This window comes from Microbulbifer sp. YPW1 (assembly GCF_013367775.1).
Lineage (GTDB): Bacteria > Pseudomonadota > Gammaproteobacteria > Pseudomonadales > Cellvibrionaceae > Microbulbifer.
This window is the reverse complement of the sequence record NZ_CP055157.1, coordinates 3,584,728-3,608,357: the sequence shown is the minus strand read 5'-3', so window position 1 is coordinate 3,608,357 and position 23,630 is coordinate 3,584,728. Positions and strand designations below refer to the sequence as shown.

The 23,630-nt window shown below is 51.6% G+C and carries 21 protein-coding genes; 9 read left to right on the top strand and 12 right to left on the bottom strand.

Going from position 1 to position 23,630, the window contains the following annotated elements; genetic code table 11:
• Positions 1–220: 220 nt before the first annotated feature.
• Genes HUW35_RS14675 through HUW35_RS14650 form a run of 6 tightly spaced genes read left to right on the top strand, consistent with a single transcriptional unit; the run spans position 221 to position 7,415 of the window.
• Positions 221–1,180, top strand: coding sequence for a MoxR family ATPase (locus HUW35_RS14675; protein ID WP_181252993.1), 960 nt, complete (start codon positions 221–223; stop codon positions 1,178–1,180).
• 27 nt (positions 1,181–1,207) lie between these two features.
• Positions 1,208–2,173, top strand: coding sequence for a DUF58 domain-containing protein (locus tag HUW35_RS14670; protein ID WP_181252992.1), 966 nt, complete (start codon positions 1,208–1,210; stop codon positions 2,171–2,173).
• On the top strand, positions 2,173–2,772 hold the full coding sequence (locus HUW35_RS14665) for a DUF4381 domain-containing protein (protein ID WP_255463618.1): 600 nt from the start codon (positions 2,173–2,175) through the stop codon (positions 2,770–2,772). Before HUW35_RS14670 ends, HUW35_RS14665 begins: the two co-directional genes overlap by 1 nt.
• Positions 2,765–3,823, top strand: a complete 1,059-nt coding sequence (locus HUW35_RS14660) for a VWA domain-containing protein (protein WP_181252990.1) — start codon at positions 2,765–2,767, stop codon at positions 3,821–3,823. The genes HUW35_RS14665 and HUW35_RS14660 overlap by 8 nt, the downstream gene beginning before the upstream one ends.
• Entirely contained in the window at positions 3,820–5,694 is a 1,875-nt protein-coding gene (locus HUW35_RS14655) for a VWA domain-containing protein (RefSeq protein ID WP_181252989.1), read from the top strand. The genes HUW35_RS14660 and HUW35_RS14655 overlap by 4 nt, the downstream gene beginning before the upstream one ends.
• A gap of 5 nt (positions 5,695–5,699) precedes the next feature.
• Positions 5,700–7,415 (top strand): BatD family protein, encoded by a 1,716-nt coding sequence (locus HUW35_RS14650; protein ID WP_255463326.1) that lies wholly within the window; start codon positions 5,700–5,702, stop codon positions 7,413–7,415.
• A gap of 15 nt (positions 7,416–7,430) precedes the next feature.
• Here the strand turns inward: HUW35_RS14650 and HUW35_RS14645 are convergent, their stop codons facing one another.
• Both HUW35_RS14645 and HUW35_RS14640 read right to left on the bottom strand, forming a co-directional pair.
• Complete coding sequence (locus HUW35_RS14645; protein ID WP_181252987.1) at positions 7,431–8,513, bottom strand: glycosyltransferase family 1 protein; 1,083 nt, start codon at positions 8,511–8,513, stop codon at positions 7,431–7,433.
• Positions 8,510–9,625 carry a glycosyltransferase gene (locus tag HUW35_RS14640; RefSeq protein ID WP_181252986.1) on the bottom strand — a complete coding sequence of 372 codons (1,116 nt, stop codon included), beginning with the start codon at positions 9,623–9,625 and terminating at the stop codon, positions 8,510–8,512. Before HUW35_RS14640 ends, HUW35_RS14645 begins: the two co-directional genes overlap by 4 nt.
• A gap of 220 nt (positions 9,626–9,845) precedes the next feature.
• On the opposite strand from HUW35_RS14640, the gene HUW35_RS14635 reads away from it, so the two are divergent.
• From HUW35_RS14635 to HUW35_RS14625, 3 genes are all read left to right on the top strand, one after another.
• Entirely contained in the window at positions 9,846–10,613 is a 768-nt protein-coding gene (locus HUW35_RS14635) for an ABC transporter permease (RefSeq protein WP_370464598.1), read from the top strand.
• Positions 10,610–11,347, top strand: coding sequence for an ABC transporter ATP-binding protein (locus HUW35_RS14630; protein WP_181252984.1), 738 nt, complete (start codon positions 10,610–10,612; stop codon positions 11,345–11,347). The genes HUW35_RS14635 and HUW35_RS14630 overlap by 4 nt, the downstream gene beginning before the upstream one ends.
• Positions 11,348–11,686: 339 nt before the next feature.
• Positions 11,687–12,310 (top strand): hypothetical protein, encoded by a 624-nt coding sequence (locus tag HUW35_RS14625; protein ID WP_181252983.1) that lies wholly within the window; start codon positions 11,687–11,689, stop codon positions 12,308–12,310.
• 26 nt (positions 12,311–12,336) lie between these two features.
• Here HUW35_RS14625 and HUW35_RS14620 read toward each other — a convergent pair whose 3' ends face one another.
• The 10 genes from HUW35_RS14620 to HUW35_RS14580 all read right to left on the bottom strand — a co-directional run bounded on the left by HUW35_RS14620 (position 12,337) and on the right by HUW35_RS14580 (position 23,574).
• Positions 12,337–13,356: a hypothetical protein gene (locus HUW35_RS14620; protein ID WP_181252982.1), complete on the bottom strand. Its 1,020-nt coding sequence runs from the start codon at positions 13,354–13,356 to the stop codon at positions 12,337–12,339.
• Positions 13,357–13,397: 41 nt separating this feature from the next.
• Positions 13,398–15,308: an acyltransferase family protein gene (locus HUW35_RS14615; protein WP_181252981.1), complete on the bottom strand. Its 1,911-nt coding sequence runs from the start codon at positions 15,306–15,308 to the stop codon at positions 13,398–13,400.
• Between the two features lie 69 nt (positions 15,309–15,377).
• Complete coding sequence (locus tag HUW35_RS14610) at positions 15,378–16,493, bottom strand: hypothetical protein (RefSeq protein WP_181252980.1); 1,116 nt, start codon at positions 16,491–16,493, stop codon at positions 15,378–15,380.
• Between the two features lie 6 nt (positions 16,494–16,499).
• Positions 16,500–17,702: an adenylyltransferase/cytidyltransferase family protein gene (locus HUW35_RS19015; RefSeq protein ID WP_181252979.1), complete on the bottom strand. Its 1,203-nt coding sequence runs from the start codon at positions 17,700–17,702 to the stop codon at positions 16,500–16,502.
• Positions 17,703–17,737: 35 nt separating this feature from the next.
• Positions 17,738–19,651, bottom strand: coding sequence for a WcbI family polysaccharide biosynthesis putative acetyltransferase (locus HUW35_RS14600; RefSeq protein WP_181252978.1), 1,914 nt, complete (start codon positions 19,649–19,651; stop codon positions 17,738–17,740).
• Between the two features lie 97 nt (positions 19,652–19,748).
• Positions 19,749–20,729, bottom strand: coding sequence for a GDP-L-fucose synthase (locus tag HUW35_RS14595; RefSeq protein ID WP_305075938.1), 981 nt, complete (start codon positions 20,727–20,729; stop codon positions 19,749–19,751).
• Positions 20,730–21,845 (bottom strand): GDP-mannose 4,6-dehydratase, encoded by a 1,116-nt coding sequence (gmd, locus tag HUW35_RS14590; RefSeq protein ID WP_181252977.1) that lies wholly within the window; start codon positions 21,843–21,845, stop codon positions 20,730–20,732.
• Between the two features lie 35 nt (positions 21,846–21,880).
• A complete protein-coding gene (locus HUW35_RS18755) occupies positions 21,881–22,132 on the bottom strand; it encodes a UDP binding domain-containing protein (protein WP_370464622.1) in 252 nt (83 codons plus the stop codon).
• Entirely contained in the window at positions 22,132–22,560 is a 429-nt protein-coding gene (locus HUW35_RS18750; protein WP_219932581.1) for a hypothetical protein, read from the bottom strand. Before HUW35_RS18750 ends, HUW35_RS18755 begins: the two co-directional genes overlap by 1 nt.
• A gap of 45 nt (positions 22,561–22,605) precedes the next feature.
• Positions 22,606–23,574, bottom strand: a complete 969-nt coding sequence (locus HUW35_RS14580; protein WP_181252976.1) for a glycosyltransferase — start codon at positions 23,572–23,574, stop codon at positions 22,606–22,608.
• Positions 23,575–23,630 lie beyond the last annotated feature (56 nt).

The window sequence follows — 23,630 nt, the reverse complement described above, 5'->3', positions numbered from 1 at the left end:
GCTACATTTGCTGAATCAAGGTAGAACAAAACGTCAGAATAATTGTCTACTCTGCTGTCTTTTGGGTGCCCGAACCGGCACAGCGGTTGCCTCACGGCGATTCGCCGCTAAAATCAACCTGCCCGCGAAATCCGGACGAGTAGCTATATATAAAGATGATAGATAGCCCCTCGTCTCGGGCAGCGTATTGAAACAGGAAATTGGCAAAAGAAGTGACGATATGGACACACGCCCACAGATAAAAATTCTGGGTGATTGGCTCGAGCAGCAGATTATTGGCCAAGAGGTTCTGGTCAACCGCATTCTGATAGGTTTGCTGGCCGATGGACACCTTCTGGTGGAGGGGGCGCCGGGCCTGGCCAAGACCAAGGCGATCAAAACCCTCGCCGATGCCATTGAGGGGGATTTCCACCGGGTACAGTTCACTCCTGACCTGCTGCCCGCGGATATTACCGGCACGGATATCTACCGTCCGGAAACCGGCGAATTCCATTTCCAGCCGGGACCGGTGTTCCACAACCTGATTCTTGCGGATGAGATCAACCGCGCGCCGGCCAAAGTACAATCCGCCTTACTGGAAGCCATGGCCGAGCGCCAGATCAGCGTCGGGCGCAAAACCTACTCGCTACCGGACCTGTTTCTGGTGATGGCCACCCAGAACCCCATTGAACAGGAAGGTACCTATCCCCTGCCCGAGGCCCAGCTGGACCGCTTTTTGATGCAGGTGAACCTGCACTACCCGGGTGCCGAGGCAGAGACAAAAATTCTTCAGCTGGCGCGTTCCGAAGCCAGCCACGGCGAGAGCCGCCCCGAGTCCATCATCAGCCAGGAAACCATCTTTGCCGCGCGCAAGGAGATTCTGGACATGACCATGGTGGAAGCAGTGGAAACGTACATCGTGCAACTCGTCATCGCCACCCGCGAACCCCAGCGCTACGATGACGAGCTGGCAGCGTGGCTGGACTTTGGCGCCAGCCCCCGCGCCACCATCGCGCTGGACCGCTGCGCCCGCGCCCATGCGTGGCTCGCCGGGCGGGACTACGTCACACCAGACGACGTCATGGCCATCGCACCGGATGTGCTCCGTCACCGTCTGCTGCTGAGCTTTGAAGCAGAGGCCGCCGGCGCCAGCGCAGACCAGGTCATTCACCGCCTGCTGCAACAGGTCCCGGCCATTTAAGTCAGCGTTACAGATTTTCGAGCAGACGTGCAGAAAGCCATCAATCACAACGACCTGAACATTCGCGGCGCCTATCCTACGGTGGCGCCACTGGTGCGCCTGCGCCACATCGCCCGCCAACTGCGCCTGTTCAAGCCGCGGGTCAATCGCAGCGATCAGGCGGGCAACCTGCTCACCCGCTACCGCGGGCGCGGCATGAACTTCGAAGAAGTCCGCTACTACCAGCCCGGCGACGATGTACGCTCTATCGATTGGCGGGTAACTGCGCGCACCGGCAAGACCCACACCAAGTTGTTTCAGGAGGAGCGGGAACGGCCGGTGGTCATCCTGCTGGATCTGCGCTCGCCCATGTTTTTCGGCAGCCAGAATGCTTTCAAGTCAGTCGCGGCCTGCAGCATCGCCTCCGCACTCTGCTGGTCCGGACTGCAGCACGGGGACCGGATTGGCGCGCTGCTGTTTTCCGATAACGGCGTGGATACGGTGCGACCGCGCCGCAGCCATCACGCAGTGCTGGCCGCCATTCACGGCATGGTGGAAACCGCCAACGCACTGCAAAGCCCCATACCGGCCAATGGCAGCCAGCCGTTGAGCGTCCTGCTGGAAGAAGCCCGACGCATTGCGCGCCCGGGGAGCGCACTGTTCCTGGTCAGTGATTGTCACGACCTCGACGAGAGCTGCGAACAGCCGCTGTATCTGCTTACCCGCCATGCGGACCTGCAGGTGCTGCGGATTACCGATCCACTCGAGCAACAGCTGCCGGAGCAGGCGCTGACCATCAGCGATGGCAAGCAGCGCACCTTTCTCGGCAAATCCAGCCGCGGGTTGCGACAACAATTTGCCGACCATCAGCACCAGGTGCGTGAGCAGACCGCGCAGCTCTGTCGTCGCCTGCATCTGCCACTGGTGGATTTTGACAATACCCTTCCGGTGGTACCGGTACTGCTGGGCACATACGGCGAACGGCAACCGTCTCCAAGCCGGAGGACGGTGTGATGCCGCTGCCCGTGCCACTGACCCAGGCATCGCCTGCGCCGCAGAACCCGCCACCCGGCAATCCGGTCTCGCCTGAAATGCAGGCGCTACTGAACCAGCTCAAGGACATCCACGAGCCTGCCGCGATCGGTTGGTGGCCCCTGGCACCGGGCTGGTGGATACTCGCCGGTGTGATCATCGCACTACTCTTTGCTGCCGGTTGGCTGGCACTGCGCCTGCGCGAGAAAAAACGTCGTAATCTCTACCGCGCTGAAGGCGTGCGCTTGCTGCGCTCGGTCGCACTGGATGAACCGCGCGCGGTGGAGGAAATCAATACCCTGCTGAAACGGGTCGCGGTGGTAACCTTTGGCCGAGATAGCTGTGCGCCACTGACGGGGCAGCGCTGGATCGGGTTTCTCGAGTCCGCTGTCGAACAGCCGATGCCAGAGGCCGCACAACGCGCGCTACTGGAAAGCCTTTACAGCGCCTCTGCCGGTTCTCATACGGATCTGCAAGCACTGCGCGACTTCGCGATTCGCTGGGTGCGTGAACACCGACTGCCGCAGGCAGACATTTCCCAGCCCGCTTCCCCCTCTCTCGCGGAGAGCCAGCATGTTTGAGTTTGGCCTGCCCTGGCTATTCATATTGCTGCCGCTTCCGTTGCTGGCGCGAGCAGTTCTCCCCAAGAGTGAGCCACTCAGTAGTGCACTCAAAGTCCCCTACTACCGGGAATTGCGACACAAGGGAGGCAGCGCTGCGGGCAATCGCCTGAACCTATTTATGCTGTGGCTGCTGTGGATGCTGCTGGTAACTGCCGCAGCACGCCCGCAGTGGTATGGCGAGCCAATTTCGCAAACCAGTAGCGCGCGCGACCTGCTGATCGCGGTGGATATTTCCGGCAGCATGGAAACCCCGGACATGATCCTCAATGGCAACCCCGCCATGCGGATTACCGCGGTGAAAAATGTGGTGGGAGATTTCGTCCTGCGCCGCAAAGGCGATCGCCTGGGGCTGGTACTGTTTGGCACCCGCGCCTACCTGCAGGCCCCGCTCACCTTTGACCGGGAGACTGTCGACACACTGCTAGCCGAGGCCCAGATCGGGTTCGCCGGCCAGGGCACCGCGATTGGCGATGCGATCGGCCTGTCCGTAAAACGGCTTACCCAACGTCCGGCAGATCAGCGTGTGCTGATCCTGCTTACGGATGGTGCCAACACCGCCGGTGAAGTTGCACCACTCAAGGCGGCCGAACTGGCAAAACAAGCGGATGTGAAGGTGTACACCATCGGTGTAGGCGCCGAAGAAATGGTGCAACCGGGCCTGCTCGGCTCGCGCTTCGGCGCACGCCGTATCAATCCCTCGCGGGACCTGGACAGCAAAACCCTGAAGGCCATCGCCGATGAAACCGGTGGCCTGTATTTCCGCGCACACAACCCCCAGGAGCTCGCGCGTATCTATGCGGAACTGGATCGACTGGAGCCCGTGGAACAGGAAGCCGAGACCTATCGCCCGCTCAAGTCGTTATACGTCTGGCCACTGGCTATCTGCCTGCTGCTGTCACTGCTCTGGGCAGCCGTGCCCCTGGTGAGCACGGGGGTAACACAACTGGAACGCCAGCGGCAGCGCGGGAAAATGAACGGCACAAACACCAACGGAGGCCAGCAGGTATGAGCTTCCTCGCCGACTTAGACCAGTTTCATTTTCTGCGCCCCGCGCTCTTGTGGCTGATCCTGCCCGCCGCTCTTGCCTGCTGGGCGCTGGCGCGCATGGTTTTCGCCAGCGGCGGCCTGCAAAAACTGATCGACCCGGACTTGCTACCGCACCTGCTTATGCGCGGCGGCGAAAAACGGCCGTGGCTGTTTACCCTGATATTTGCGCTGCTCACCGTCGCCATCGTCGCCATCGCAGGCCCCACCTGGCGCAAGCTGCCCACCCCGGTGTACAGCAATCAGGATGCCCTGGTGATCCTGCTCGACCTGTCACCCTCGATGATGGCGACAGATCTCTCTCCCAACCGGCTTACCCGCGCACGGCTGAAAATTCTCGATATCCTCCGGCAACGCAAAGACGGCCTCACCGCTCTGGTCGCCTACGCAGGCGAAGCGCATGTGGTCACACCACTGACCGACGACACCGCGACCATCGCCAATCTGGTACCGTCGTTGTCGCCGCGCATCATGCCGGTGCCCGGCAGCAATATCGAAATGGCTGTTCAGCAGGGGCTCCGGCTGATCAAGGATGGCGCCAACGGCAAGGGTCGCCTGCTCGCCGTTACCGATGGTATTGCCAAGGCCGCCATCGGCACCATCAAGGAAGAAGTCAACGGCAGCAACACCTCGCTTTCAATCCTCGCCGTTGGCAGCGGGGATGGCAGTCCGATTCCGAAAAATACTGGTAGCGGTTTTATCACCGATGACAGCGGCGCGATCATCATTGCCAATTTCGATCGCCGCGAGCTCTCGCGCCTGGCACAAAGCACCGGCGGCGAATTTTCCCAGATCACCGTGGACGACCGGGATATCGCCCGGGTAACCCCAAAAGAGACCGCGCCAGACCAGGCAGAACTGACCGAACGCGAGTTCGACCAGTGGTATGAGGAAGGCCCATGGCTGGTGCTGCTACTCCTGCCATTTGCATTACTGCTATTCCGCAGGGGCAGCCTGGCCTGCGCCCTGCCCGTCACATTGACCCTGGCCACTCTGACGTTCAGCAGCCCGAATACCGAGGCTGCAGAACTCAAGGACCTGTGGCAAACCCCGAACCAGCAAGGGCGGGATTTACTGGAGCAGGGAAATCCCAAAAGCGCCGCCGAAGTGTTTGAAAACTCCCAGTGGCGAGGCACCGCCCAGTATCGCGCCGGCGAATACGATTCCGCCGCCAAGAACTTTGCGCAAAGTAACGACCCGCAGGGGTTGTACAATCTCGGTAACAGCCTGACCCAGCAGGGCCGCTTCGATGAGGCCATCAAAGCCTATGATGAAGCCCTGCAGCAAAACCCGGAGCTCGCCGATGCAAAACACAATCGCGACATCGCAAAAAAGCTGAAGGAACTGCAACAAAAGCAGCAACAGAATCAGCAATCCGATCAGCAGCAAAGCCAGAACAGCGACCAACAGCAGCAGGATCAGCAGCAGAACCAGCAGAACCAGGACTCTGGCGAACAATCCGAACAACAGCAAAACGCCGATCAGGATTCCGACAGCCAGCAATCGGATCAGCAACAATCCGCCGATCAGCAAAACCAGCAGCAACAGAACAACGAAGATCCGGCCGAGGAAGAACAGCAACAGCAGGCCGAAAGTGAGCAAGGCGAACAGGATGGCGATGAGCAGGAACAATCCGCCAACGCCCGCCCGCAGGATCAGGAGGGCCCGCTCGACCCTGAAACCCAGCAGGCTCTGGACCAGTGGCTACGCCAGATTCCAGACGATCCCGCCGGCCTGATGCGTGAAAAATTCAAGTACGAAAGCCTGCAGCGTCGCCGCGCTTACCGCAGCGGCGAATGGCAGCCCCCGGAAAACGGAGCCACCCAGAGATGGTAACCCCAGTGGAAACGTCCCCATTTCCCGCCCGCCAAAACCTGCCTGCGGGCGGGCCCTTCACACTCATCATAAAAACAGTGTGCACCCTCATCCTGCTCGCCCTGTCGGTAACCGCGACAGCCCAGGAGTTAACCGCATCCGTTGACCGCAACGAACTCGCCATCAACGAAACCTTCACCCTTACCCTCCGCTATAGCGGCGGCCAGCGCGGTGGGCAGCCAGATTTCAATCTGCTGACACAGGACTTTGAGGTGCTCTCTCGCCAGCAGTCCAACCAGTACCGGGTAATCAACGGGCACGCAGAAAGCTTCGTGGAATGGACCGTAATCCTCGCGCCGCTCAAGGAAGGCAAACTGTTTGTCCCTTCCCTGCACCTGCACGGCCAGATATCCGACGCCATCCCCATCACCGTCAACCAGGCTGGCCAGAGCCCCAGCGGCGACAAGCGACAGGCTTTCCTGGAAGTAGAACTGGACAAAGACAAAGTCCACGTCCAGGAACAACTACTGGTCAAAGTCCGCCTCTACACCACCGTCGGACTGCACGATATCGCCACCGATCCCCTGCAGATCCCCGGCGCCCATGTCGAAAAAGTGGATGAACAGCGCTTTGAACGCAGAATCGATGGCGTAGGCCACGCCGTGTATGAACTCACCTATGCCGTATTCCCGGAAAGCTCCGGCGAACTTCAGATACCGGCACTAAATTACGTCGCCGTTACCGGCCGCAGAGACCCCTTCTCGCTGTTCAACCGCAACGCCCAACGCATGCGTCTGCGCTCGGAAGCCAAAACCGTAAAGGTGGAGCCAAAACCCGACAGCTACAGCGGCAGCCACTGGCTCCCAGCGGCCAGCCTAGGACTGGTGCAGAGCTGGAGCAAAGACCCGGAGGAGTTCAAGGTCGGCGAGCCGATTACCCGCATCATTACTTTGCGGGCGGAAGGACTACGAGCTGCGCAGCTGCCTCCCCTGCCCAAACTCAATATCGATGGATTAAAGACCTACCCGGACCAGGCCCAGCAGGAAGACCAGCCTGACTCCAATGGTATTAGTGGAAGCAGGATAGAGACTACAGCGATCGTCGCGACCAAACCTGGGAGCTACCAGTTGCCGGCGGTTACGATTACCTGGTGGGATACGAAAACTGGACGTCAACGGGCTACGCAGTTGCCGGCGTTTCGGTTTAATGTGGCAGGAGCACCGGTGTTAGATTCAGCACCTCCCGGAGCTGCCACCCCAACTCACTCAACCCCTGTTACCACCACAGTCGAGCCAGGGTTCTGGCAGAAGGTCGCAATAGCTGCAATTGCATCGCACATAGCCTGGATTATCTACTTCTTTTATTCGAGAAAAAACCGCCCCGCCTTAGTCACTAACAGCAGATACAATAAGATGCCTGCCAGTCGGGCGGATTCAGAAAACCTGAAAAATCTGATTAAAGATGCGAGCCCGCAAGAAATTCAAGCGGAGTTGCGTAAATGGGTCAACAACCGCTGGCCAACGGTGCAAAGTCTCCGCCTCGAGACCGCAGCACAGCAACTCAAAGTGCCTGAGTTATCCCAGGTTCTCGAAATATTGAATGATGCGACCTACAAAAACCCGCCCAAGCCCATTAATCGGCAGCAGTTACACATACTCGTCGAACGACTTGCTCGATACACAGACGAAGCGGAAGTGAAGCCGAGAGCACTGCCCGACTTGTTTAGCGGAGGCGCTGTTTAACCCAAAGAAATACGATCAGGAAGGCAGAAGAGACTCCATCAGAGTCAGCGTCTGCTCTGCTGCAGTATCCCAGCTAAATTCCTTTGTCCGCGCATGTGCGCATAATTGAAGCCACTCTACCAGCTCCTGGTCATCCGTTAATCTGGCAATTGCAGATGCCATATCATCAATGTTTTCTGGATCTACCAGCAGCCCCCCATCGCCGGCAACTTCTTTCATTGCACCGCGATTGGAAGTAAGTACTGGTGTTCCCTGACTGAAGGCCTCTACGATAGGGAGACCAAAGCCTTCGTATAGTGAGGGCATTAGCAAGGCTCGGGCATTTTGATACAGCGCAGGCAACGTAGCGTCATCTACGTATCCGAGCACTTCAACCTGATCACTCAGATTATTTTGCTGAATGAGCCTTTCTAACTCAGGTAACCCCCACCCTTTACCACCGCATATCTTCAGGGGTAAAACACATGTGTTCACCGATACATAGTCCGCATAGGCCGACAAAAGTCGCTCTAAATTTTTTCGCGGTTCCAGCGTTCCCACAAACAGAAAATATTCACCTATAGCCGAGCGGCCGGAGCCATTTAAAAATGGGGCCTCAAGAATGGTGACCACATCGGCCTCAGGCGATAACGCCTCAACCTCTCGCCTAGTCGCACCCGACACCGCAATGACTTTGTCGGCATTGCGAACAGAGGGAGGCATCAAGCGGGAATCAAGAATCCGACCAAAGCGCGACATGGTTTCAGGAAAGTGCTTCCACACGAGATCATGAATCGTAACAATGGAGCGGACATTGCCACCCAAGAATAACGGCAAGTGGTGACGGGGAGACCAAAACAGATCAACCTGATCCCTCTTCGCCCAGACTGGGAAAGCCACTTGCGCAAACATGGAACCGGCAGAAGGCAACATAAAATTGGGATAACGGACCTTTACGTTATCCGGCAGTGATTCAGGCCACAACAGCGGCCGATCACTATACAGATACCAGACCCAATCACTACTGCTAAAAAGACGACTTAACAGAGACTGCGTGTAACGCCCGATTCCGGTTGTGGGAAAAGAGAGTGGCCGGGCATCCACCGCTACACGAATCACTCGCTCACCACCTTTTGCCCAGAACGCTCTTCCAATACACGACGGTATAAATCATCGTACGCACGAGCCATTTTCTCGCCAGTAAAACAATGTTCATACCGCGCCCTGGCTGCCCGCCCCCAGAGTTGTGCCTTGTCCGGGTTTCCCCATAAGTCCTGCATGGCGCCGCGTAGGGCATCGACGTCGGCCGGCGGCACTACATGACCGGTTTCACCGTCAACATTGACATAGCTGGTGCCGGTACCTATTGCAGTGGAAATTAACGGCTTTCCTGCCATCAACCCTTCCAGCAGGGTTACTCCAAATGCTTCTGAACGTAAATGAGAGGGAAAAACAACCGCGCGACATAGATTCAAAAGACCGAGCTTTTCTTCATTGCTCACATGCCCAAGAAACTGCACGTTGTGCGCCCCCACTTCCGACGCCAACTGCTTCAGTTTTTCTTCCTCGGGCCCCTTCCCGACAATCAGCACCGGGAATGGCAAGTTGACGGATGCCTTTATCAGGTATTCGAGCCCTTTGTAGTAGCGCAAAGCGCCCACAAACAACATAAAGTCCCGGCCATACTTTTCTGACAACCCGGCCAAGATAGAATCGGGAACAGCCGGGTAGTTTTCCTCAGATATTCCAAGGGGGATAACCTCAACTTTTTGCGCATATTGCTGTAACACCGGGCTGGACGCTAAGTAGTCAGGCGATGTGGCGACAACTCGATCCGCCTTACCGAGAAACCAGCGCATCAAGGGTGTGTAAAAAACACCCAATAGGCGCTGGCGGACGATATCGGAATGGTAAGTCACAACCAACGGGCGGCGTCGGCCAGCCAACAAGTAAACCAGATCCCCAAATGGCCACGGGAAGTGCAAGTGCAATATATCTGCCTGTTTTTTGATCAGCACACCAATTAGGCCGGGCCCCACACAGCAGGATGCCAGTGAAAACCAGCGGCGAGATGCCCGCACCGGCACACGTTCAAATTCGGCCTCATAGGGCCGATCTGCCAGCGTCAGCACTTCCGCGCCTTCAGAGTTACTGGCCATCTCAAAAACGGCCTGCTCCAGCCCCCCTTGGGATTCCGGGAAAAATGTACGGTAACAGTGGAGGACCTTCATAACGCCAGCTCAAAATTCAACCAGTTTCACAACAAAAAATGCCGGAGCACATGCTTCCAAGGCCCCTTAACCTGTTGTTTTTACTGGGGTTACTGTATATTAAGCAGCCATACGGCGCCATGGGAAATATCGGTATTCCGGCTATTCACACTGCACGGATTCCCGATTAGCTTTTACCAGCAGGCAACTTAATAGACATCCGCCAAAGGCTGTTTTTCATATGCGGAAATACTTGGATCTAATTTGGCTCAGAGGCATGGGTGCCTTAAAGGCCGATACCAAGCAATCTTACCTCGGCATGCTCTGGTGGCTGCTAGAGCCCCTCCTTATGGCAACGCTGTTTTATCTCGCTTTTGCCAGCGGAGTGAGAGGTGGCGGTGAATCAAACAGTCACTTCATTTATTTTTTGCTGACGGGCTTATTCCCCTTTAAATGGACCGCATCAGCGATCACGGCAAGTTCCAATTCGCTCATCAATAATAAAGGCATTCTTGGCCAAACCTATTTGCCCAAGTGGATATTCCCTTCCGTTGCAAACATGACAGCGCTAATCCGCTTTTCTTTCGTGTTCCCGATCATGCTTTTACTGGTCATCCTCGGCGGCTATGAGCCCTCTATGGATTGGTTCTCGGTTCTTAATATTATTCTGTGCCAAATCTTGTTTAATTTGAGTCTAAGCTTCTTCCTCGCCGCAACAGTACCATTGATACCCGACCTGACTCATCTGGTCCCGCTGATAGTGATGGCAATGATGTTCACCTCAGGCATCTTTTTTGACATCAGCGAAAGACCGGAGAACATTCAGACGATACTTCGCTTAAACCCATTCGTAACCATTCTTGAGGGTTACCGGGATGTATTGCTACACGGAAGAACCGCCAACTTTTCGACGCTGATCTACCCAATATTTGCAAGCCTGGCTGCCTTCGCGACAGGGATTGCATTACTTTTCCGATTTGATCGCTATTATCCGAGAGCGCTGCCATGAACGCCGAGATAATGTCATTTAATAACGTGGGCCTGGCTTATCGCCGCAGCCTGAACCCATTTGCGCCAAAAAACTGGGTACTTAAAGATATCGATTTCCAACTTTACCGTGGTGAAGTGCTAGGGGTAATTGGCCATAACGGTGCCGGTAAAAGCACCCTACTGAGGTTACTTGCAGGAATCATTGCCCCAAACCGCGGGAGTATAACAAGAGAAAGAGGAATAAGGTCACAGCTTCTGACACTTAACTTGGGCTTTATTCACCAACTTAGTGGCTTTGATAACGCCATAATGTCTCTCGTAACCCAGGGGAAAACCATCAAAGAAGCCCACAAGCTTATCGATGGTGTCATCGAGTTCTCCGGCATCCCCCACTTAATGGACCACTCGGTGAGCACCTATTCCGCAGGAGAGCGTGCACGTCTCGGCTTTGCCATCGCCATGCAGGCGACACCCGACATACTGCTGCTGGATGAAATGCTGGGCGTCGGCGACAAGGAATTCAAAGTCAAATCCGGCAAAGCTCTGAAGGAGCGGGTACAGTCAGACCAAACTGCCGTACTGGTATCCCACTCTCCTGGAACAATTCGAAAGTTCTGCGAGAGAGCCCTGTGGATTGAAGAAGGTCAGGTAAGGGCCCTCGGACCAACCAATGCTGTACTTGAGGAATACGAGCAGTCACCCCTAGCCCGCCCTCAGCAGGCGACAAAAAAGGCAGCGATCGAGGCTGCGTAAACTGGCCCAGACACCCGGAAAAATTGAGAGCCGTAACACCATTGTCTTAATAGCGAAATAATCTCGCTCCAAAATAGATCTGGTGCAAAGAGGTGGCGAAAAGCGCCACCCTTTTTAAAATCAACGCTTTCAATACCCTGGTGTGCCGATGAAAACCGCCTACATTCATATCGGAACCGAAAAAACCGGTTCCACCTCAATTCAGCAACTCCTGGGTAGCAACAGGGAGAAGCTGAATGAACTCGGTTACCACATTCCCAACATCCAACATGCCGAAAACGACCTCGACCTCGCACCCCCTACTTCGATCATTTCAACTTGGTCGAAATGTGGGGCTATGTGTTTGGCAAAGAAAAAATCTCGATCAAAATATTTGAAAAAGAAAGACTCCACGAACAATCACTCATTAAAGACTACCTGAAAGAAATCGACATCAGTGAGGCAACCAACATTGCGGAACCTCCAAAAGCAAATTCCGCACTAACAGGCTACCAGCAACACCTGCTACTCTTCTTCAATGAAATCGTAAAAAAAAACGGCCCGAGACAACAGCCCTACAAAGAAATAAGAGAAAAAATTATTAAAACAAATGGGCAGGAATATTTGGCGACTAAATTTCAAATATCCAATGCAGAGAGTCAGCAATTCCTTAGCCATTTCACCGAAATGAACCGCATCCTTTCAGAAAACTGGCTTAACGGACAAAGCTTCAGCCAGGTGCCAGATGATCAATCTGCAACAGGCGGATATCGAACCATAACAGAAACCAAGCCGCCTAGAGATGAGCTGGAAGACTCTCTCACGAGAGAGATTATCGCCTACCTCGACATTAAAGAGCGGTCTTTACCAGAGAAGCGACAACTCACGATAACCGATGTAACAGACGCCATTATGGATTTGGCGATCGCTTTCAACGCCGACAACTGCGAAACCATCCGAAAAAGAATCCTGCAAATACATTAGAATTAATTTTGCCTCGCCCACCGGCATCACTTCAGTAATTTATTTAACCATGCCCTTAGAGTATGGCTAGTTGACCTGTCTTTTCCGAGAGCCACATTCAGCGCCCTCAGCATGTCAGCACGTCTGTTGACACATTGGAAACTTTCGTCGAATGTTAAGCTAGATAAATCGGGAGTAGCGATCTCTACGCCAAATTGAGATGCAATGTAATCGAGGGAAGATTTGGATAGATCCAGCACTGCATGAGCGGCATATTTTGAAAGGATTAGACCTCGACTGGCAGGGCAGGACAACCCTTGTATAAATTCGCCATACTGTACTTTTTGCGCGTACGTAAGACTCTTGTGTCCACCAAAATATCGATTGCGCAGCAGGCTGACCAAAATTTGCTCATTAGTGAATGATGGGTTAACCAGAGACTCACGAACATCAAGGTCATGAAGCTGCTCGCCTATTATGCTCGAAAGATACTCAAGAAAATCAAACTCTATTCTTCTTCCGGGAAAAGCAGACTTATCAAATTTCCGGCAGGTAACACTGTCAGCGCCAAAATTCTGGATCCAGGGATCCAACATACATCTCAAGTCCAGATAACCAGCTTTCGCCAAGACGAAGTCGCCTGGCTCTCCTTTAAAGTTCTGGCGTCGAATCCATTCCTTATACTTGGTATTGAAGTGGTGAACGGGCGATCTCAAATAAAAAACAAAATATACGTCAAAGGTTGCCCTTAAATACTCAGCCACTCCGGAGGAAAACTTACCCGGCGAAAGGAAATTTTCATAAGAAAGTACGGCAGTGTGGCAACCTGAATTTTCAAGCTCAGTATAAATATCACGAAACACATTGGGTTGCTTTTTAGGCGTATCGAATAGCGTCTCTCGGACATAATAATGACGTCGCCCGATCCCTGGGTGAAAAAGGGTTCCATTGAGAGGGAACAGTATCCCCTTCTGCAAAAGAGTGTCACGGCTATCATCCAGCAACGTCTGAATCGCTGAGCTTCCGGTTTTGTACAAACCTCCATGTATGATCAGCTTTTTCTTCATTGTTCTACGGCATTAGCGCCCGTACGGCGAAAGCACCCTCCCTAAATCTGGTAATGTTTTCTCAGGTAACCACCATATTCCACCGCACCTTTCAGGGTCAGGTGATACATGTCATACATCAAAAGGTCGGAGCGATCTCTCGTGTAGAGCCTATAACCATTCTGATAAAAAAATGGTTTGTTTCCGATGTATTCAACTCCGATTTTCGCAAACTCAGATGCATATTTACTGTCGAGTGCAAATGGAGACGGAATCAGATATTTAGCCAGTGCCTCGTCTATGTTTGACGTACTTCCATGGGTGACGGCAATATTCAGAGGGTTCTGGTGTTGTAGAAACTTTGTTTGGCCTACTACAAACACCCGTTTACCGGCATCCCGGAACCTCTTGGCGGCTTCAATTACCGCCTTTGCGCGAAATTCATTGAATTCCATTGCCAAGAAGATCACGTCATCGTCTGGCGCCTGCAAAGCCACCTGCATACGTTCGTCATTGAACCCTCGGCATTTCTCGGTGCGTGCAACCTCAGTATCAAAAACCGGAGGGCAGCCTGCCAATCGCGCCATATAGATATTATCGGAAGGAAATGCTGTCGATAACGCCACAAATGCATCGTTTCCACGAGAATCCGCAAGCAGGATAATATTTTGCAGCCCACTCTTCCTTTTGCCACAAAAGACTGAGTCTTTATTCTTCTTGCAGCGCTTACTGACAAACCGGAAATTTTCCTTGATAGGATCCTTGGTCGTACGCTCCGCGAGGTATTTGATACTGTCGGGTAAACGCCAGGACCAACCATTCCCTTGAACCACCAGAAATGACAATCCGCACACGACTAACGCGCCGGCAAATGTACCGTTTACACGCAGCAAAGCGTGATAACGATTATCCTTGTCAGTCAGATCTCCACTCAACCGGAACCTTGACTCCACCAAATGATATAACGCAATGCCAGAAATCAAGGTCAAGGCGAACAATATCGCCATATCCGTCAAAGTAAAATCACCACCAAACCGATATTGATACAGTACGATTAACGGCCAGTGAACCAGATAAATAGAGTACGACGACTTTCCGATAAATCGAATAGCGGCATTCGCCAGCATTCTGCGAGGTAACGCAAGCGATCCGAAAAGAATCATCAACAGCGCACCGACTGCCAGTGGCAGTGCGTTGATCCCAGGAAAGGAAACGCCCTCATTGAATACTGCGGCACTACCAATTACCAGTATTAGGCCGAACAAGAACAGAGCAACGCCGAAGAAATTCCCCAATCTACCCGGAGTGCGCTGGCTCAGCAGATATACACCCAAGCCGCCCAGTGCAAACTGGTAGATCCGCAACGGCATCAAATAAAACGCCGCAGAAGGATGTTCACGCAGCACAAACTCAGAGGCAGCCAAACCAACAAAAAAGCTGGCAATCAGGAAAGCGAGCACCCCGTTCCGACCTAAGAGCCTGAAAACCACTACAAGTGTTAATGGATATAAGAGGTAAAACTGCTCTTCAACGCCAAGAGACCATGTGTGAAGGAACGCTTTTGAGTACGAAGAAGAGTCCCAGTACCCCGCCTCAGACCAGTAAAATACATTACTGAACGAAAAAACTGCAGAAACAGCCTGCTTTGCCGTATATACCAAGTCCTCGGGCGTCATGATAAACGCACTCAGTAAAAGCGTAACGGTAAGCGTTGCGAGTAACGCAGGGATGAGCCGGGCTACCCGTTTAATATAAAAGTCTGCGAGTGAAAACTTTCCACTTCCCAGATCAGTAAGAATAATCCCGGTGATCAGAAACCCTGAAATCACAAAAAATACATCGACACCAATGAAACCACCCTCAAAGCCCGACAACTTAAGGTGGAACAGCACAACGAGCATTACTGCAATTGCTCTTAGACCATCGATTTCTGGCCGGTAAACAAACCCTGCGTGACTTTGAGCAGCACTCACAAAAATCAGTCTCTTCTCAGTCTTAATTGGATAAAGCCGTCATCTATTAGCGAAGTATGCAATTCTGTGTTAGATCTTTATTTTCTTTTCACAAGCAGATCGGAGTCTGTCAGACCAAAAAATAGCAATCGACTTCGCTAGCTCAGACCCACTCATTGGCGAACCTCGATCAGTAACACCCAGATCCTGTGCAAGCCTCTCGAGAATTTTCCGCACATGCTCGCCGGATAATTCCGCGGTGGGTCGGTATGTTCCCTGGGCCATCGTCTGCCCAGAAAGATAGCGCCTGGAAAGTACTGCATTATCCGCGCGATAGAATGCTAGAAAATTTCGATACTCTTTATCGGAAGTAAAATAGCTGTTGCAGTCATGGTCCAACAGCGGAAACTCTCTCCGAACTAACTCGTCCAACCTCAAGGCAAGCCTACATGCTTCCCCGTAATTCGCCGAATGATCCACCTTGTAAGTCAGGTGTGAATTAATAAGCGCAAGTACTCGGATAGCAATTGCAGAAACTGACTTATTTGTAATTGATTCCGGCACAATGGATGGGGCAGAATTGCAACCAACCACACTCAACATGTCCGACACCACATTCCCACCAGCGAGCCGCTCTCGGTCAAAAATACGAACCCGGATACTTTCGCGCCCCAGCTCTTTTTCCCACGGCCTCAGCAACTTGGAATATCGCAAGAGGTCTTTGCGCGGGGTTACTTCCAAATGTTTGGGAAACGTAGTGGCACAAGCATGCTTTTTCACAAGCTCGTTATACATAGATGACAGTGCTTGATCTTGGTAACGGAGATAGAGCACCAATACCACTTCATGAGGGGAAAAATCGTCGTGTAGCTGCCTGATTTGACTCGGCCCAAGATATTCGAACATTTCGCTGGAGACAACGAACGTACGACAGTCAGAATCGGAGATTTCATCCCGAATTTGAGCAAGTACGTCGCTTGAGCAACCATCACGTTTATACATCCGAGCCAACAAGTGATGACTTTCACCCCGCTCAGCACGCCCAGCGCTCAAATAATGGATACCCTGGGCACGCAGGAGTTCTGTATTTGCATGAAAATACTTTTGTATTGCAGTAGTACCGGTTTTCGAGATACCTGCATGTAAGTATACGGTCTTGCCAGTAGAGCGATTACTCGTCAATCTGGAAATAAGCTTACCGAGCATCGGAGCTTACACCGACTGGGACAATGAACGGACAATTTCCAAGGCGGTATGCAACGATTTCTCAAGCCCCTCTACGTCAGTGGACTTGATTCCAGCCAGTGACCGCTTAATCTCTGTCGTTGAAACGTCTTCGGTTCTGTCCAGGTAAACAACCTCACAATGGCAAGCTAGGTCATCAAACTTTCCGCGCCAGTCACCGCCCATACCGAATATAGACGCCCCGGTACGTTTTATATCGGCTGCCTTTTGCCCCCAGTCATTTTCGGGAAAAACCTCATCCACATACCCCGAAGACAGTAATATTTCTTTCCGCTCCTCATAGGAGTAAAAAGACTTCTTGCCCTTTCCGGCGTTGAACTCGTCAGTAGACAGCCCAACCACCAGTCGATCACCGAGTGCACGCAGGCGCTTAAGGATCCGGACATGCCCAACGTGAAACAGGTCAAAAGTCCCGTAGGTAATCACGGTTTTCACATTGCCGCCAGCATAGTAATCCAGCGAATGACTAACGCTGGCCTCAGGGATTTCATGCCGATAATTCAGTATCGCCTCATCCCGAATTGGGTACACACCCTGTTCTTTGAGTTCTTCAATCTCGGGCTTGAAATGATCGAAATTGTTGTGCCGAGCGACGATGGCTTCGTCCAGGCCAAAACCACTTTGGGCAAAATAATGGCGGTAATCCCCTATCCCCTTAATTTTAAGAGGGCCGAAGCCATACTCCCTCAGGGGATAGAGATCGTGGACGCGGATATAGCGTTTTTTGAACCACTTGCGGAACTCGGGCGTCTTGTAATGCAGGCAGAGTTCACCATCGATTTCCTCACGCTTGCCGATGAAAACATCAATTTGCAAATAGGTACCCGACGGGCAGATCGTCTTACTGGTGCATTTGAACTGGTACAGGTGTTCACACAGCTTCTCTTTCAGCGTAACGCCATACTTCTCAAGCTCCGGTATCAGATCGAGGAATTCATCTTCAAACACCTCCTCAACCATCACATCCAGGTCATCGTCCCATGGAATCATACCCTCATGCCGAACAGCACCAAGCATGGTTCCGGAATGCGCAAAAAACTCGACACCATTACGCTCCAGGACCTGACGAAATACGTCATAGAAACGGTAATAGCTGGCTATTACGCCGTCGCTCAGGATCACACGCCGGAAAAAATCGTGCAGATCGACTTTTTGTTCAGTTACTTCCATAACGCCCTGTCTTTACTTGGACTCATTCAAGAGTCTCAGGAAAATTTGCTCAAAACAGACTGGTACGTTGCTGCGATAGCATCCGCACGTTGATCGAACTCTCTTGGTAGTTGCCCACTCGCGGCAAGCGATCTTTCAGACAACTGCGATACACCTGAGCGGCTGAAGCCGAAATTCTGCTGTAACCAGACATCGTCCGCCATATAGCGAGAAAGAAATTCCGATATCTGCTCATTGGAACAGAAAAAGCTGCCGGGTGAGTTTTTGGGGTCAAAGTCTTTGTCGAGTCGCAGCGAAAAGTGCATGGCAATTGGATAATGCAGCTCTTGCACTTTCAGGCGACGGAAGTGCAAACGTGCAAACTCCACCGCCTGAACGGATGGACTCGGGTTAAGGCGTTTTTCTGCCCCCTCTTCCACATCCGGCTTGTTGATACCGCATTCACTGGACAACAGCTCCCAAAGGCGTACTTTTTCAGTGCAGACAAAAAACAACTTTTCCCTCGGCAGCAGGTCAGACCAGAAACTCAGACTGGACCTGTCACTCAGCAACTTGTGTACGTGGCGAATAATCTGGTTCTCCCGACGAGAGAGCCCCATCTTCCAATTCAACAGGCGGTCGAGCCGAGGGTGCACCTTACGGTACCCAATAAACTGTGAAAAACTGCCGCTGAACCAAGCTTTCTTTACATACTCCGCATACATCGACTGCACCCAGTCGAGTCGATTACGCAGTGTACATACGACGGAAACATCCAAATCCGAAAAATCGTCCAGGAGCTCCCGAGCCTGACTGGCACCGAGATCTTCAAAAGATTCACAGGAGATCAATACCCGCTCACAATCGGCTGCCGCAATTTCCTGTTTCAGTTGCTGCACGAGCGCCTCATTACGCTGCTCACCCTTGTAATGTAGGGCGAGATTGCGATGGTGGGTGTAGAGCAGCCCGGATTCAGGGTACAGCGTACCTTCCGCCAACAGCGCCTTGCGGTGCTTGAAGCAGAAACTCTGAAAAGAAGTCGTCCCAGTCTTGGATTGGCCAATGTGGAGAATCAACTTCTTACGATTTAGCCAAGTCTCACCCACAAACGTGGCAGCCTCACTCACCCAATCGCGATTGTCGCGGTAGATTTCCAAATATCGGTCCACCACCTCCGTGCGCTGAATATCCTCATTCTGAACGCGGTACTGCTCGCCATCATCAGCAAACTGCAAACCTAGATACTTACTGACTGCAGGCGCGATTGGGAAGTAGTCATAACGCAGGAGTTCCTTTTCGATTTTAGGAACTGGTACCTCGCCCAACCCCAGCTTGTTCAGCAACTGCCGGGTAACTTCATAAAGCACCGCATTGGCAGGATGATTGTAGGTATAAAAGAGTCTATCCCTGGTGAAATTTTGCTCAACAAAATCGGATACGCTTATATCAAGCTGCTGCTCCTGCTCGCGCTTGCGTAATTCTGCCAGGGTCTCTTCCAGAACAGACTCCACATCCTCCCGCACCGGCTGCAATCGATGGAAGCTGTGCTTGATATCATCATCCGACCGAGCCTCGAGGAACAGCTTGACCACCCGCTTATCGTGATAGTCCACAAAGCCAGCATTCAGGTGCTGATTCTTGTTGTTGCGCAGATAGGTCAATTCCGGGTTGTACCCGGCAAAGTAAAGCGAGGGGAAGCTCACAATGTGCTTAGCGGACGTTATGGAGACCCAATAGTCGCTGGAGCGCCATTCAGGAGTGAACTTATGCCGGATATGTGGCTGATACAGCAGAATGTCACACTGCCGGCAGAGATCTTCCAGCAGCGGCTGTTGCTCGTGGGTGAGCTCATAAACCGGCTTAAGATTGAGCACGTCGAACAGGCGATTCCCTTGCCCGTCGACGACCTTCTCCAAAATCTTAGCCAGCGCAGGCCCCTGGCAATTGGCCAAAATAAGCACTTTTTGCATGTATATTATTCACCACTTATGCAAAACAGGCCCCAAAACCAAGAGACGGGCCGGAAAACGGCCAATTATACCGGATCTGGCCCGTCGCACCGAACCTTCAATGAGCTCGGAAACTATCAATATTGTTTAAAAACCAGGCGTAGGCGTCGGTCAATCCATCTTCCAACCCAATCTTTGCTTTCCACCCCAGTTGCTCGAGGCGGCTGACATCCATCAGTTTACGAGGTGTACCGTCAGGCTTGCTGGTATCCCAGACTATCTCGCCCTGATACCGCACCACTCGGGCAACGGTTTCGACCAGCTCGCGAATAGTGCAGTCAACACCAGTCCCCACATTGATATGACTGGACATTGGCGATGTCTCCGCGTCATATGCCGATTTATCCAGCTCCATTACATGCACGGAAGCCGCAGCCATATCGTCAACATGCAGAAACTCTCGCATCGGCTTGCCCGATCCCCAGGCCACCACCTGATCATCCCCCCTTTCCTTCGCCTCATGGAAACGACGCAGCAAAGCTGGAATAACGTGGGAGTTTTCCGGATGGAAATTGTCATTGGGACCATACAAATTAGTGGGCATTACCGAGCGGTAATCCCGACCGTACTGCCGATTATAGGACTCACACAGTTTTATCCCGGCAATCTTTGCTATTGCATAGGGTTCATTGGTTTCCTCAAGTACCCCAGTCAACAGCGCCGACTCTTTCATCGGCTGCTCAGCGAATTTAGGATAAATACAGGACGAACCGAGAAACAAAAGCTTATTTACTCCTGCCTGGTGGGCAGAATGGACAATATTGCATTCCATCATCAGGTTCTGATAAATGAACTCTCCCGAATAGGTATTGTTTGCATGAATACCACCTACCTTGGCTGCGGCCAGATAGACTTCATCTATCTGTTCTGCGCCGAAAAAATCCAACACAGCACCCTGATTGGTTAAATCCAGCTCCGTCCGAGCACGTAAGACCAACTCGACGTCATCACGGGATTGCAGGAGCCGAACTATTGCCGAACCAACCATGCCTCTATGGCCAGCAACAAATACCCTTTTCTTATCCATCGAACCCATCATTTATTCCTTTGCAACAGAGATGGCGAAACCATGCTCTTTAAGCAAGGCGTGCTGCTTGGCTTTGGCCAGATCACTCTCAACCATCTCAGCACACATATCCTCCACCGTGATCTCGGGCACCCAGCCCAACTTGGATTTGGCCTTGGAAGGGTCACCCAACAACGTCTCTACCTCTGCCGGACGGAAATAGCGTGGGTCTACCCGAACTATTACATCACCAACGGAAACCCCAGGGGCATCGCAACCTTTCACTGCTACTACAGTGGCGGTTTCATCAACACCCTCACCGCAAAATTCCACTTCTATGCCCGCGCAATGAGCGGACATCCGGATAAACTCACGTACTGAGATCTGCTTACCAGTCGCAATCACAAAATCATCGGCTTGTTCTTGCTGAAGCATCATCCACTGCATACGGACATAATCTTTTGCATGGCCCCAATCACGCAGTGCATCCAGGTTACCCATATACAAGCAGCCTTCCAGACCCTGCGCGATATTGGCAATACCACGGGTAATCTTACGGGTCACAAAAGTTTCTCCACGACGGGGAGATTCATGATTGAATAGGATGCCATTGCAAGCGTACATACCGTAGGACTCACGGTAATTGACCGTAATCCAGTAAGCATACATTTTAGCGACTGCATACGGAGAACGAGGGTAGAAGGGAGTAGTCTCCTTCTGGGGAATTTCTTGAACCAAGCCGTACAGTTCAGAAGTGGATGCTTGATAGAAGCGTGTTTTCCTTTCTAAGCCTAAGAACCGGATTGCCTCAAGGAGACGCAACGTACCCATGGCATCAACATCAGCCGTGTACTCAGGAGCTTCGAACGAAACTGCCACATGGGATTGGGCACCGAGGTTATAGACCTCATCAGGCTCGACATCTTTGAGAATTCTGGTCAGATTAGAAGAATCTGTTAAATCCCCATAGTGTAGAAAAAAGTGTGGATCTTTTTCATGTGGATCCTGGTAAATATGATCCACGCGCTCAGTGTTGAACAGTGAAGCGCGACGCTTGATTCCGTGAACCTCGTAACCTTTTTCCAGTAGGAGCTCAGCAAGATATGAGCCATCCTGACCTGTAACACCAGTAATTAATGCTTTTTTCACAAAATTTCCCAAAATAATTTAAGAGTCAGCGACTATCAGTCACTTTTAAAAATGTCACGTGAGTAGGCCTTCTCGAACACATCATCCAAGTCATCAGAGAGCCTGTTTGCAACAATCACATCTGAGCTCCGCTTGAACTCCTCCAAACCCTGAATCACACGCAAATTAAAATAGCTATTATCATCGAAAGCTGGCTCATAGATCACAATTTCAAGGCCCTTGGCCTTGATGCGTTTGATCCGGCCCTGAATCGAGGAATATCGGTAGTTGTCAGCCCCAGGCTTCATCACCAACCGAAAGATACCAACTGTTTTCGGCTGCCTCTGCATACAGATTTAGCGATTAAATCCTTGCAAGTGGAATTGCTACCCACAATAGCGCGAATTAACTTCTTAGGGATATCGGCGCAATTTTCCAGAAGCCGCTTCTTCTCTTTAGGCAGCCAATATCCACCATAGCTGAACGATAGGTTATTATAGTGCTCACCAACTCTTGAATCTAGGCTTACACCCTCAACAATCTGCCTAGCATCTAACACATGCCTTTCGACGTAAGTGTCAAGTGCATTTAAATAAGCAACCTTCATCGTTAATGTATTTGCAAATAGCTTGATAGCTTCAGCCTCCGCTGAAAGAACATGAACATCATCTACAGATGAAGCGTCACAAAGTAAATTTGTAAAAATTTTCCCACCACATGATCGACCGCCGGGCAAAACGAATATTCATAAACTCACTATTTTGAAATTCGAATCATAAACTTACTTAGCACCAAATATCTCTTCAAAGTTTGGGCGATATGAACGCCTCAACTTATGCATGAAGGTCTCATGAAAAAACTCATACGCATCAACCTGATACTGACCATGCTGGTGGAACATCTCTGCTAACTTAGCAATTAGTTTATATCGGTAAAATTTTGCCTTAGCCAAATATGCGGATCGGATTAAATCTGGATCTCGTGGGTTCTCGACAAAAAAGCTGACTGCTTCTGCAACGGAATTAGGGTGAGCATCACAAACAATAGAATTATAACTATCATACCAAACGTCACGCCCTCCTTCAGAGAGAGTAGAAACCACAGGGACACCGCATAATAAGTATTCACTTGAAGCAAAACAGGCCCCCTCTTCAGCAGATAAAATAAGACCGCATCGGGACTCATTAATCTTTAGGCAAACCTCATCCGGACTGAGAGGAACCTCGTTTCTATAAATATGAGAGGGAATATCCTCTACGACCTTGTTACCATGGTTATTTCCAGCAACCAGAGCTAAGTTATCCACTTGCTGAGCCAGATAATGCCTCTTGAACGCACTAAAACGCCCAACATATATCGCATCGTAAATTTTACGAGTATTCTCCATGGGTTTCATAACGAGGCTTTCATCCAACCAAGCATTTTGATTGATAACCTCGCCAATGAAGCCATATGGTTGAAAGTTTTCTAGTTCTGAGTTTGAGTTAAACAAAAAGAAAAATTTATTTCGATCCAGCTTTAAAATTGAAAATATTTCGTCTGCCTCTTTAGCAAAGCCCTCACTATGATACCAACCACAATATACGAAGAAGTAGTCAGTTTCTCGAAACGCTGAAGCATATACTGACATCCACTCCCAGTTATGTTGAATATTTTCAATAATAAATATCCTAAGATCGGAGGACTCATAGTAAACTCTAAATGGGAAAGCTGGATTTGGCCAGACATATGACGGTTTGAAATTTTTCATGAGGAATACAATACCCATAGTAAATTGTATTTATTTCTTGGCATATTGAAGCAACA